This is a genomic window from Bacillus sp. FSL R9-9497, assembly GCF_038005805.1.
In the GTDB taxonomy this organism is placed as follows: domain Bacteria; phylum Bacillota; class Bacilli; order Bacillales; family Bacillaceae_G; genus Bacillus_A; species Bacillus_A cereus.
This window is the reverse complement of the sequence record NZ_JBBOTY010000002.1, coordinates 283,875-296,218: the sequence shown is the minus strand read 5'-3', so window position 1 is coordinate 296,218 and position 12,344 is coordinate 283,875. Positions and strand designations below refer to the sequence as shown.

The window sequence follows — 12,344 nt, the reverse complement described above, 5'->3', positions numbered from 1 at the left end:
TTCAGATATTCTGTAAATCATGTAATTCAAAATAGCCTAAATCTCTAATATAAAGTCTTTTGGTCGAATGGTTTGTAGGCTTGTTGAACCAAAGGTTTTATCATTTTCTCTTCCTTCTCCTACATAAACGTGCAGGAAATTCCCACTCAATAAGTCATACTCTAACTGAATTTTAACTCCTGCCGTATGGATACTTCCCCCCGCGCCTTGATAATGTAAAGAAAACTTATCTGGAAACTGAAATGTTGTAGACTCTAGAATCCGAATGTGTTTAAAGGGCGTGGTGTATTGATGAATTATTTCTTGTGTTGAATGAATTCTTTGAGTTAGAAGGTTAGCTAGAACTTGTTCAAGAAACTTGTACTGCGGAAGCATTAAATCGTTGGTTAAGCCCTTCATGGCTGATAAGAACAACTGTAGATACTTCAAGACAGCTACATAATTGTGTGAGTGATGTACTTACAACCTGTAGGCTAAGCCTTACATATAAAGCAACTAATTCCTTTGCTTGATATTTACTCTTTCGATGAACAAATCCCATTTCTTTAGCTAAGTGCTCTAGAACATAGGAACACATATGCCGTTGTAATTCTTCAGCAATTAGTTGAAGTTCTTCAAGAATCGGAAAATCCATAATAAAACTCCATCCTTTCCTATAATTCTACAGAAAGATTAGCATATTTTTTCATTTTAGGAAGGGACCTTGTTTTGTTAGGTTGATATGGATAGGACGGGACCTCCTTCTAGTTTTGGATACTCATTTGCTTTATCTATTGTAAATAATTTTGAGTCTGATGGATCTCTTATTCTTGGCGTAAAATTAAATCCTAATAAATGAGTAAATCCGAAAATCTATTTTGTGTAACCGACTGTGTCTATATACAGCAATATGACTTTACTTGGTGTAATAGGTATGATAGGCTCGTTATTCAGAAAAGATTCCAATTGAAAAAAAGCACATCCATAGAGGAGGATTGGTAACCATGAGTGATAAAGTACTTATTGTGGAAGATGAACGCGAAATTGCGGATTTGGTTGAGCTATATTTGAAAAACGAGAATTATACGGTTTTCAAATACTATACCGCCAAAGAAGCATTGGAATGTATAGATAAGAATGTGCTTGACCTTGCAATATTGGATATCATGCTTCCCGACGTAAGTGGTCTCACTATCTGTCAAAAAATAAGGGACAAGCACACCTATCCAATTATCATGTTGACGGCGAAAGATACGGAAGTAGATAAAATTACAGGGCTAACAATTGGTGCGGACGATTATATTACAAAACCCTTTCGCCCACTAGAGTTAATTGCGCGAGTCAAGGCGCAGTTACGCCGATATAAAAAATACAATGGAGTAACGGCACAGAACGAGAATGTTATCGTTCACTCTGGTCTTGTCATTAATATAAGCACGCATGAGTGTTCTCTGAACGAGAAGCCGTTATCTCTCACTCCCACCGAGTTTTCAATCCTGCGTATCCTCTGTGAAAACAAGGGGAATGTGGTTAGCTCTGAGCAGCTGTTTCATGAGATATGGGGTGACGAATATTTCAGCAAGAGCAATAACACTATCACCGTGCATATCCGACATCTGCGAGAAAAGATGAACGACACGGTTGATAATCCGAAGTATATAAAAACGGTATGGGGGATCGGCTATAAAATTGAAAAATAAAAATAAGAATAAAAAAATCGATTATTCAAAATTAAAACGAAAACTCTACCAATATATCCTTACGATTGTCATGGCAGCAGTTGTATTTGTGCTGTTTGTGCGTCTATTTATCCAAGGGACACTGGGGGAGTGGATCGTACGTTTTTTGGAAAACAGTTATCATTTAGAGCGTTGGGACGCAATGATAATATATCAGTATACTATACGGAACAATATAGAAATTTTTATTTATGTGGCGGTTGCCATTAGTATTCTTATTCTATGCCGAGTTATGCTTTTAAAATTTGTAAAATACTTTGAAGAGATAAATACCGGTATTGATATACTTATTCAGAACGAAGATAAACAAATTGAGCTTTCTGCGGAAATGGAGTTCATGGAACAGAAGCTCAACACATTAAAGCGAACCCTTGAAAAGCGAGAGCATGATGCAAAGGTGGCCGAACAAAGGAAAAATGAAGTTGTTATGTACTTGGCACACGATATTAAAACGCCCCTTACATCAGTTATCGGTTATCTGATCCTGCTTGACGAGGCACCAGACATGCCAAGAGAGCAAAAGGCAAAGTACGTGCATATCACGTTAGACAAAGCGTATCGCCTGGAACAGCTAATCGACGAGTTTTTTGAGATTACGCGATATAACCTTCAAACGATTACGCTCACGAAAAAGCACATAGACCTATACTATATGCTGGTGCAAATGACTGATGAATTTTATCCCCAGCTTGCTGCGAAGGGGAAACAGGTGGTACTCCATGCTTCTGAAGATTTGACCGTATTTGGTGACCCTGATAAGCTAGCGAGGGTCTTTAACAATATTTTGAAAAACGCCGCTGCATACAGCGAGAACGACAGTGTAATTGACATTACGGCGGAACTCTCCGATGATGTGGTATCCATCGTTTTTGAGAACGCCGGAAACATCCCGAAAGATAAACTCGCTACCATATTTGAAAAGTTTTACAGATTGGATGATGCCCGTTCTTCTGATACGGGCGGCGTGGGACTTGGATTGGCGATTGCAAAAGAAATCATTGTTCAGCATGGCGGACAGATTTACGCGGAAAGTAATGATAACTCTACGACTTTCACGGTAGAACTTCCAGTCTTCCAAGACTCGGTTGATAAAGGGGATTCTTAGAAAATAATCATTATTTCTTAAGAAATTCTTAAAGTTATCTCTACTTTTTCTTAGGAAATTAACAATTTAATATTAAAAAATGGTTCGTTCTTATGCGGTAGATTTAAACCATAAGAACGAGCTTTTTTTATTTCGTCAAAGAAAGATATGATAACTTATGCGTGGATTAAAATAGCTCAAATGTTTAGAAAAAGAGTGACACAAATATTTCTTTTCTTTTTAGCGAATTGTGCCAAATGAGCAATCTACTGTTTTGGATGTTCCTGCACACCACTGAACAGAGTATACACATCTAGATATAGCATCGCTTTGCAGAAAGTAATCGTTAAGAGTTTCATATCCGAAATCTTCAGCGTTTGAATCAGCGTGACATTATCATCAAGTCATTTACCTAAGGAGGAAGCTGAAAATGAAGAAGTGGTGTTTTTTTATTGTTATTTTTCTTAGGTTTTGCTTTCATGAATAAAGCACTGTTTTTTCAGAATAAAGTAGAGGTTCAAAAATATGATCAAAATCACAAAGATAACATAGATAATACAGGGACTACCTCAATTATTCAAAAGAAAGAGATTGTAAAAGAACACATCTATCAAGGGAATCTGCTCTTAATTAACAGTAAATATCCTATGCGCCAAGTGGACTTTACCATGAGATGGAGGCTGATTATGCCTTACCAGCAGGTTATAGTGAACATAATTCAGGTTTATCACTTGATGTAGGATCAGGCTTAACGCAAATGGACCGAGCACCTGAAGGGAAGTAGATAGAAAAAAATGCTTGGAAATACGGCTTTATCTTACGCTATCCCTCGGATAAAACGGATGTTACAGGTATTGAATATGAACCTTGGCATATTCGCTATGTCGGTTTGCCTCACAGTACGATTATGCAAAAAATGAATTTAGCCTTGGAAGAATACCTGGATTATTTAAAAGAAGAAGAGAGCATTTCAGCAAGTATTGAGGGGGAAAAATATACGATGTCATATTATCCCTTTTTTCAAAGCAAGACAATTGATGTTGAAATACCTGTAAAAGATATGGGTGGGGTGATTATGACCACCCGTTCTTGAATTATATTCTAAAATGACAAAGTTATAGATTACAATATAAAGTTAGGAGATTTTAAATGCATTCAGGAGTTTTGATTAATTATTTATATACTTATTTTTTTACTATTATTTTTTGTATAATGTTTCAAATTGGATTTTATTTTAAAACGAAAAAAAATATATCTATTCAGCATTTTCTATGGGTGTATGTTTTTCTATTCTACCTTTCACTAGTGTATAAGGTGACGCAGATAGGGACTATATGGGACATAGGTAGATACGAAACATTAATTCGTGCAAATCAAATTAACTTGATTCCATTTGCTTCTGAAGGTATGACTACTTATGTCTTAAACATTTTACTGTTTATGCCATTAGGTTTTTTATTGCCGGCTATTTGGCCGCAGTTTAGAAGAGTGAAAAGTACTGCCTATGCTGGATTCGGTTTTTCATTGGCTATTGAGTTAGGTCAATTGCTAGATAATAGAATTACAGATATTGATGATTTATCTATGAACACCCTGGGAGCAATTATTGGGTATTTATTATATAGAGTATTATTCAAAATGTTATATAAAAGAGATGAAAAAAAGATTGATAATAATATTTCTCTAGTAATAAAATACGAGGCTATTTTTTATTTGGTTTGCTCATTTGTAGGTATGATGTTAATTTATTATCCAGTTTTATTTAGACGGCCTCTAATCCTTCAATAAGGTGATTAAGATGCTGTCAGATAATTATATACATATAGTAAATTGATTCTTAAATAATAGGATATTACAAATACCCATTTATATTAAATTCTCATAGAAATCTTTCAAAACTACTCTTATTGAAGGTTGAGTGGTTATTGAATTGATTTCTATTGCCCCCGTTTTATATCATAGTACCAGCCTTTAATTAACAATTATATCCATTGCGAAAAAATAAGATAGGCTTTAATATTTACCAGTATTTAAATGCCAAAAATTGTTTAAGGCATTTCAACCAAAATTTAAGAGGAGCATACAATGAACAAACTAAAAAGGTTATTGAAACGTAAAACGACTTGGATAATTCTTATCCTATTCGTATTTGTTTATGTAAATAACAGTTCTTTTTTTGCTAAGAGGGATGATGGAACTCCTCTTCTTCTTGCTCACCGAGGACTTTCGCAAACATTTAGCATGGAAGAGATTGAGAGCGATACATGTACAGCAGAACGTATAAATAAACCTGAACATTCTTATTTAGAAAATACAATTCCATCTATGGAAGCGGCATTTAAAGCTGGAGCTGATCTAGTAGAGTTTGATGTTCAACCAACTAAAGATAATAATTTTGTTATTTTTCATGACTGGACTCTTGATTGCCGTACTAATGGTAAAGGTGTTACAAGAGATTTTACAACAAAAGAACTACAAGCACTTGATATTGGTTACGGTTATACAGCTGATGGAGGTAAAACATTCCCGTTTCGTGGTAAAGGGATTAATCTTATGCCAACACTTGATGAAGTACTTAACCATTTTCCAGATCGTTCTTTTCTTATTCATATTAAAAGTGATGATGAAAATGAAGGAATCCAATTGGCTGCTCACCTTAAGAAATTACCAGCGAAACGCCTTGATCAACTAACTATATATGGTGGCGATAAACCAATTGCTGCGATAAAAGAGCGCATCCCTAGTTTACGAACAATGTCAAAAGCGACCATGAAAAAAGATCTTATTACTTATATGGCATTAGGGTGGACTGGCTACATACCTTCAAGCCTGAAGCATGGAGAGTTACATATACCAGACAAAGTAGCTCCTTGGCTTTGGGGATGGCCAAATCGTTTTCTTAATCGAATGGATAAAGCAGATACTCGAGTTATCGTTGTAGGAGGAAATGGGTTTGGATTTTCAAGTGGATTTGACTCATCTGAAGATATAAAACGCCTTCCTGACGATTATACAGGTGGAATTTGGACAAATCAAATTGATAAAATAGCACCTTTATTTAAGAAATAAGGGACAATATAATAATCGAAGTTTTTCATCTGTTTAACCATCTATATTTTAAAAGAAGACTTATTAATAATGTTGAAGTTTTATATACTGAAAAACACCCCTAATTTCCTATACATAATGGAAATCAGGGGTGTTTTTGGATAAATGGGACTTACTTTATTTATATTCAAACAGAAGTACAACAACTATCAAAGAATAAACCGCTAGATGTATAAAATGAGCTGATGTAGATAAGTAAATTTTTCGTTTGGGGGTACCTTCAAGATCTTAAGCTTGATGGGCATGGGGTAGCACCACATCGCTATCAAGCTAACAAAATATAACTACCCCCAGAACGAAATTTTATGCTAATTTGTAATAAAAAGCTCATTTTTTCGTTAGGAGGTGGATTTGTTTGCTTAAGTTGGTGGGCATGTTGCAGACCCCTCGATAAATTTAATAGCGTATAATTTTCACGTTTTTTCGGCGAAACATATAATGTGTTATTCGGTTTGATGTAATATATTCTTTACTTTTTGTAAAAAACATATTACTATTACGTTAATATAACTGTATAATAGAAGAGAGGAATGACATGCTTGAAAATAATATAGTAGTAGGAAGAGCTGAAAAAAGATGGACTCAACAACAATTAGCAGATGCAGTTGGTGTCAGTCGACAAACTATAGTAGCTTTAGAAAAAAATAAATATAACCCTTCTTTGATTTTAGCTTTCAAAATTGCTAATTCACTTGAGAAAGAGATAACTGATGTATTTAAATATGAGGAGGATGAATAATGGTTAATATTGCTACGATTGTAATTTGTGTGTTAGTAGTATTAGTGTTTATTGCAGAAATTTACAAAATTACATTTGAACGTCGGATGGAGTCACAAGATGAGAGAGGGCAAATGTTCATCTTTAAAATTAAATCATTATCTTATACTGTTCTAACGGTTGGTATATTAATTGGAGTAGCATTAGTAGCAATATTTAAGTTAATAGATAAGGAATATTTTATTTATTATGTAATGCTTGTGTTTTTTATTCAAAGTATAGTATCATCCATTTATTTGGCTATTGTTCGGAAAGTATAAAACTGTTCACTAGATAGCGGAGTATTTTTACATATTCTATTAATACTATTAATTCCTTCTTCAAAAATCCCCCTAAAATGAAAAAATACGCTATTCTTTCTGTAGAATCATAGGAAAGGATGGCGTTTTTGTATGTCTGTTTCTGTGTCTGACGAATTACAACTATTTGCTCAAGAGATTCAAAGTTTTTTATCTCCAAATACCTTACGGGACCTTGCTAGAAATGTTGGTTTTGTACAAAGATCCAGTAAGTACCAAGCAAAAGATTTAGTAGCTTTATGTGTATGGGTAAGCCAAAATGTCGCTACGACGTCTTTAACTCAATTGTCTAGCTGTTTAGAAGCATCAACAGAAGTACTCATCAGTCCTGAAGGACTGAATCAACGATTTAATCAAGCAGCCGTCCAATTTTTACAACACATACTAGCTGAACTACTAAATCAAAAATTGGCCTTATCTATGCCAATTTCTTCTCCATATACTTCTATTTTCAAGCGTATCCGTATTTTAGATTCAACTGCATTTCAGCTCCCAGATCCCTTTTCATCCGTTTATCCGGGTGCAGGAGGATGCAGCCATACAGCGGGGGTGAAGATTCAGCTTGAGTATGATCTATTAAGTGGTCAATTCCTTCATATTCATACAGGTCCAGGTAAACAACATGATCGAACCTACGGTTCCCTGTGTGTCCCAACTGTTACAGCAAATGATTTATGTATCCGAGATTTAGGCTATTTCCATTTGAAAGATCTTCAACATATACAAGAGAAAAAGGCTTACTATATCTCACGTATCAAATCGAATACTCGTATTTATCAAAAAAATCCTAACCCTGATTATTTTCAAGATGGCAGAATCAAGAAAGGTACAGAGTATATCCAGATAGATATGGAGGTTTTAATGAACTCTCTTCAGCCAAGACAAACATGCGAAATATCCAACGCTTATGTAGGAATGACTGATAAAGTCCCAACTCGTGTGATTATTCATCGACTAACAAAAGAACAACAACAAAAACGATTACAAGATCAAACGGTAAGAGAAAAAAAGAAAGGGATGAAGTATTCTCCTCGTAGTAAACGACTTAGCGGTATCAATGTATATATGACAAATACTCCTACAGATATTGTCCCAATGGGACAAGTACATGATTGGTATTCTTTACGTTGGCAAATTGAGATTTTATTTAAAACGTGGAAATCATTCTTTCATATTCATCGTTGTAAAAAGATAAAACGAGAACGATTGGAATGCCATTTGTACGGGCAACTGATTGCCATTCTACTCTGTTCTTCTACCATGTTTCAAATGCGGCAATTACTTCTTAGAAAAAAGAAGCGAGAAATGAGTGAATATAAGGCCATATATATGATTAAAGATTACTTTCTTCTTCTTTTTCAAGCTATACAAAAAGACACCCAAGAGCTATCAAAGATTCTAATTCGCTTGTTCAATCTCCTACAGCAAAACGGGCGAAAATCTCATAGATATGAGAAGAAAACAGTCTTTGATATATTAGGTGTCGTTTACAATTGTACCATGTCTGATAATCAAGCGGCTTAAATCAAAAAAATGAAACCCATTAGGGTTTATTTCGTATGCAAATCTTTAAATTCCCTATACGTAGCCTTTAGAAAAAAGAAATAATCTCTACTATAATTGACGTTGTATGAGCTTAGCATGATAGCGATGGGGTAGCACCAACAAAACGCGAATTATGTACGCTAAGCAAAAATATAATAAGCTGTCCATATGGACAGCTTATTTACATAATTCTCGTTATTGGAAGTTACTTTTCAATTATTAATAGACGGTCAAGTTGAGTTTCGTGATAACTCTACAGGCTTAAAGTGTTCAACTGTTGGAAATGGATCATAAAAGTGATGCAATAATGCTTTCCACTCTTGATATTGTTCAGATTGACGAAATCCTATCGTGTGGTCTTCTAAAGTTTCCCATTGCACAAGGAGCAAATATTTTCCTTTCTGCTCCATACAGCGTTGTAATTCATGATTTATGTATCCTGGCATGGAAGAGATGATTGAGGATGCTTGCTTAAATACTGATTCATACTCCGTCTCCATACCGTCTTTTATTTGCAACATGACTGCTTCTAAAATCATTTTGAAGTTCTCCTCCTTTTCTTAATTGTACCATGTGAGGGGAACGCTGGATGAGGAGTTTTGATGTATAACATATACACGTGAAGTTAACATAACGTCCTATTATTAACAATCGTATATTCGTTAAAAGCTTTTTGGGATAGTTACGATCCTATTGGGAACATTAAATTTTATGGAGGTGATTGTAATGAATAATAACAAACAACCAAACAAAACTTCTGTAGGAACAAATGCTGCATCTAACAAATTTGGAACGGAATTTGCTAGTGAAACAGATGTACAAGCAGTAAAACAACAAAACGCTCAAGCAGAAGCTAAAAAGAACCAACAATCTAGCCAACAATAAAGAGTTAAGAAACAAAGGATATTTTCTATAATTGTGGGAAATACCCTTTGAGTAAACTATTCAAGATGCGATAAAGCATCATTTATGGAACCAAATTACGTAATAGAAAAAGACTACTTCTTTTAACTGGGAAAAGGTAGTCTTTTTCTGTTTTTAAGATGTATATTCTATTCATGTGAGGTTAACATAACGTCCTATTATCAGTAGCAATAGTAAAGGAGGAACCCTACTCTCACAAGGGAACCCCCTTTTTTGTGCTATGGGTCTATGCATTTTTCTATACATTACTATCCTGACAAGGTTTTAGGGTCCTCTTTTGTTCGTGAATTAGTAGAAAAACTGTATAATATCTTGCATACTCTTAGCGTGGTTATTTTCCAAAATGCTGGTGATACCCCTCATTGTATTTAGAGTAAAAATTTTTAAATATAGCAGAAATGATAATGAAGTATCTATCTCTAATTTGCTAACTAAAAATTTTCAATACAATTAATGTAGAAGCAATGGAGAAATAGGTTATTAAATATTCTACATTTTATAGACTTGCTAAGCAGTATAAAGAAGTAAAAAAAGGGAAACCTAACGAATAATTAAGGATGATTCAGGGGGTACCAAATGGAGCATAAAACAGAAGTAACAATTGGGGATTATGTTCAATTTTTATATCGTAAAAACCCTAATTTAGAATTAACCGGATATGTAGTCAGTGTTCTACAGAATACAATTGTTGTAGATATTACAGAGATAATGGGATTTGAAGTAGATGATGTTAGGCAAGTAGTAAAACACGGTTACTATAATAAAGTGAATCAAAGGCAAATAAAAAATAATGTTTCAAAAAAATGCTCCTAGATCAATCTAGGAGCATTTTTTTGATGAAGTTACTGGATTTCTTACGATGATAAATACCAGCCGTTAAAGAGTAACATATTCATTTAGAAAAAGCACTATCATGGATTCTTTTATATGACAACCGACGTTCATCTCCACCTAAAATTGGTGTTTCACACCTTCACATTTTTGAGGAAGGAGTCTTCTGTCTGAAAATGATAAAAAAGTCCTTAACAATTTGTTAAGGACTGCGGAATAGAACCGCAATTTGGGCTGACACCCAATCAGTTTGTAGAAAATAAATTGCGATTATAATAGCAATTGCATTCCCAAAAGCAATATTTCAAATGGATTGTAGCATACCTGTAACTAGATTGGTATCAATAAAATATGGATTGGATTACAAATAGTGGTTTTGAATATTAGAAAGAGTTTAAAAGTTAATTACTTCTCATGAAGAAAAAACCTTAAGAAAACTTGTAACGATAAATTTTTTAGAGGAAGGGTGGATTTTTAATTATAAATTCACATAATTTTCAAATATTAAAACTCTGGATGTTAATATTTGTTATATAATGAAATCAAGCCGTAATCAATATGGTTTCCCCGTTATGAATAATGAGATAATTTATGTGTCCCGTGTATTCGCTTTAAAACAAAAAGAACTTGTAGTGATTTCTACAAGTTCTTTTTGTTTTTCTTATTGTATTAGAAAAAAGCCCTTGAAATATAGCAGAAATAATAATGAAGTTTTTATTTCTCGTTTGCTAACTAAAATTTTGTATTTTAACAGGTTTCATTAATAAAAATATTTTAGACTATAGAATGAATCATTAGAGAGATAAAAAATAAGGAAAAAGGGAAGAACCACCAATATTCTTTCCTTTTTCCTACAATTAGGGTCTCTATATTAATGAATATAGAAGATTATAAAATGTTGGATGCAACAGTTTACATTCAAAATTATAGCAGGAGCGACAGGTATTTTTTATGCAATATTGCATAAAAAATTATGATTTATCAAATATACATGTCTAATGAGAAACACAAAAACTCTATATAGGATGAATTTAATCTTTACAGTTTCTTTATAGTGAATTAAAAACGGCAAAAAATAAAAAGGTTAATTTTATCAATACGAGTTTTTTCTTTTACATATTAAAATGGAAGTACCCTTTCAATGTATACTGACCCCTTCACAAATCGTGAAGGGATTTTTTTATTTAATAAATGAGTTTTACAAAACATATAGAATGTTAAACTGATAAAACCCATTAATCTCAGTATGTGTGCATGAGATCAATGGGTTTTTATTAATATGTGTTCGAAGATGTGGGAAGTATTTTGTGTGTCTATAAACGTTAGTTTTAAAATTTACGGATGTCTGTATATTCTATGAACATTTACAGATATTTTTGTTATAATTATTGATGAGGTGTATGAAATGAAACATAAAACATTTGGATATGTACGAGTTTCCGGTAAAGATCAAAATGAAGAACGACAAATTCGAAATATGAAAGATTTAGGGATAGAAGATCGAGATATTTTTATCGATAAACAATCTGATAGAAATATTCAACGCGAAAATTATCAAATGTTAAAACGTCTTGCTCGTACAGGTGATACCATTGTATTTGATTCTTTAACTAGACTAGGAAGGAGCATGAATGATGTCCTAGAGGAATTCAGATACTATGAAAAGCATGAGATTAATTTACAATTTATAAAAGAACCATTCATTAATGTAAATTACACAGGTAAGAGTACAAATGATGTTATTCAAAGTGCTATTCAGAAAGCAACTCTTACCATTTTATCTGCTTTTGCAGAAAAAGAACGGCATGATATTAAACAGCGACAAGTGGAGGGTATTGCTCTAGCTAAAAGGAAAGGTAAGCGGTTAGGACGTCCTCCAGTAGAAATTACAGCCGAATTTATTGAAGCCTATAAAGAATGGAAGTCTGGTGGCATTACAGCAGTAGGAGTCATGAAGAAATATGGTATCAAACGTTCTTCGTTTTACAAACTTGCTAAGCAGTATGAAGAAACAAAACATAAAAATCTACTGAATGATTAATTATAATTTAGGAGGT

The 12,344-nt window shown here is 33.6% G+C and carries 12 protein-coding genes and 2 pseudogenes; 11 read left to right on the top strand and 3 right to left on the bottom strand.

The features are described 5' to 3' along the window. Positions 1-4: 4 nt before the first annotated feature. Both MKY21_RS28945 and MKY21_RS31280 read right to left on the bottom strand, forming a co-directional pair. Positions 5-634 (bottom strand): annotated as a pseudogene (locus MKY21_RS28945) (IS4 family transposase); the annotation flags it as partial. A gap of 77 nt (positions 635-711) precedes the next feature. Continuing rightward, the gene (locus MKY21_RS31280) at positions 712-807 is read right to left on the bottom strand and encodes a hypothetical protein (protein ID WP_372584817.1); all 96 of its coding nucleotides are present in this window, start codon (positions 805-807) and stop codon (positions 712-714) included. A gap of 176 nt (positions 808-983) precedes the next feature. Here MKY21_RS31280 and vanR-A point away from each other — a divergent pair, with 176 nt between their 5' ends. The 8 genes and pseudogenes from vanR-A (at position 984) to MKY21_RS28900 (ending at position 8,511) form a co-directional block, all read left to right on the top strand. Next, a complete protein-coding gene (gene vanR-A / locus MKY21_RS28935; RefSeq protein ID WP_001281108.1) occupies positions 984-1,679 on the top strand; it encodes a vancomycin resistance response regulator transcription factor VanR-A in 696 nt (231 codons plus the stop codon). Then, positions 1,669-2,823: a vancomycin resistance histidine kinase VanS gene (vanS, locus tag MKY21_RS28930; protein ID WP_044585209.1), complete on the top strand. Its 1,155-nt coding sequence runs from the start codon at positions 1,669-1,671 to the stop codon at positions 2,821-2,823. Before vanR-A ends, vanS begins: the two co-directional genes overlap by 11 nt. A gap of 784 nt (positions 2,824-3,607) precedes the next feature. After that, positions 3,608-3,895: pseudogene (locus MKY21_RS31275) on the top strand (M15 family metallopeptidase); the annotation flags it as partial. A 56-nt stretch (positions 3,896-3,951) separates the two neighbouring features. Next, the gene (locus tag MKY21_RS28920) at positions 3,952-4,590 is read left to right on the top strand and encodes a VanZ family protein (RefSeq protein ID WP_000555583.1); all 639 of its coding nucleotides are present in this window, start codon (positions 3,952-3,954) and stop codon (positions 4,588-4,590) included. A 297-nt stretch (positions 4,591-4,887) separates the two neighbouring features. Then, complete coding sequence (locus MKY21_RS28915) at positions 4,888-5,871, top strand: glycerophosphodiester phosphodiesterase family protein (protein ID WP_097842537.1); 984 nt, start codon at positions 4,888-4,890, stop codon at positions 5,869-5,871. Between the two features lie 574 nt (positions 5,872-6,445). Next, complete coding sequence (locus MKY21_RS28910) at positions 6,446-6,649, top strand: helix-turn-helix transcriptional regulator (RefSeq protein ID WP_000892394.1); 204 nt, start codon at positions 6,446-6,448, stop codon at positions 6,647-6,649. Continuing rightward, positions 6,649-6,948: a hypothetical protein gene (locus MKY21_RS28905; RefSeq protein WP_000247165.1), complete on the top strand. Its 300-nt coding sequence runs from the start codon at positions 6,649-6,651 to the stop codon at positions 6,946-6,948. Before MKY21_RS28910 ends, MKY21_RS28905 begins: the two co-directional genes overlap by 1 nt. A gap of 132 nt (positions 6,949-7,080) precedes the next feature. Further along, positions 7,081-8,511 (top strand): IS4 family transposase, encoded by a 1,431-nt coding sequence (locus MKY21_RS28900; protein ID WP_000116998.1) that lies wholly within the window; start codon positions 7,081-7,083, stop codon positions 8,509-8,511. 251 nt (positions 8,512-8,762) lie between these two features. Here the strand turns inward: MKY21_RS28900 and MKY21_RS28895 are convergent, their stop codons facing one another. Beyond that, positions 8,763-9,071, bottom strand: a complete 309-nt coding sequence (locus MKY21_RS28895; protein WP_000599690.1) for an antibiotic biosynthesis monooxygenase family protein — start codon at positions 9,069-9,071, stop codon at positions 8,763-8,765. Between the two features lie 187 nt (positions 9,072-9,258). On the opposite strand from MKY21_RS28895, the gene MKY21_RS28890 reads away from it, so the two are divergent. From MKY21_RS28890 to MKY21_RS28880, 3 genes are all read left to right on the top strand, one after another. Then, positions 9,259-9,417: a gamma-type small acid-soluble spore protein gene (locus tag MKY21_RS28890; RefSeq protein WP_001063580.1), complete on the top strand. Its 159-nt coding sequence runs from the start codon at positions 9,259-9,261 to the stop codon at positions 9,415-9,417. A gap of 615 nt (positions 9,418-10,032) precedes the next feature. Then, entirely contained in the window at positions 10,033-10,269 is a 237-nt protein-coding gene (locus MKY21_RS28885; RefSeq protein WP_000400417.1) for a DUF2187 family protein, read from the top strand. 1,423 nt (positions 10,270-11,692) lie between these two features. Next, the gene (locus MKY21_RS28880) at positions 11,693-12,328 is read left to right on the top strand and encodes a recombinase family protein (RefSeq protein ID WP_098294966.1); all 636 of its coding nucleotides are present in this window, start codon (positions 11,693-11,695) and stop codon (positions 12,326-12,328) included. Positions 12,329-12,344 lie beyond the last annotated feature (16 nt).

Coding starts and splice junctions, on each gene's coding strand:
- vanR-A (WP_001281108.1), top strand. CDS start 984: ATGAGTGATAAAGTACTTATTGTGGAAGATGAACGCGAAATTGCGGAT.
- MKY21_RS28920 (WP_000555583.1), top strand. CDS start 3,952: ATGCATTCAGGAGTTTTGATTAATTATTTATATACTTATTTTTTTACT.
- MKY21_RS28915 (WP_097842537.1), top strand. CDS start 4,888: ATGAACAAACTAAAAAGGTTATTGAAACGTAAAACGACTTGGATAATT.
- MKY21_RS28910 (WP_000892394.1), top strand. CDS start 6,446: ATGCTTGAAAATAATATAGTAGTAGGAAGAGCTGAAAAAAGATGGACT.
- MKY21_RS28905 (WP_000247165.1), top strand. CDS start 6,649: ATGGTTAATATTGCTACGATTGTAATTTGTGTGTTAGTAGTATTAGTG.
- MKY21_RS28900 (WP_000116998.1), top strand. CDS start 7,081: ATGTCTGTTTCTGTGTCTGACGAATTACAACTATTTGCTCAAGAGATT.
- MKY21_RS28895 (WP_000599690.1), bottom strand. CDS start 9,071: ATGATTTTAGAAGCAGTCATGTTGCAAATAAAAGACGGTATGGAGACG.
- MKY21_RS28890 (WP_001063580.1), top strand. CDS start 9,259: ATGAATAATAACAAACAACCAAACAAAACTTCTGTAGGAACAAATGCT.
- MKY21_RS28885 (WP_000400417.1), top strand. CDS start 10,033: ATGGAGCATAAAACAGAAGTAACAATTGGGGATTATGTTCAATTTTTA.
- MKY21_RS28880 (WP_098294966.1), top strand. CDS start 11,693: ATGAAACATAAAACATTTGGATATGTACGAGTTTCCGGTAAAGATCAA.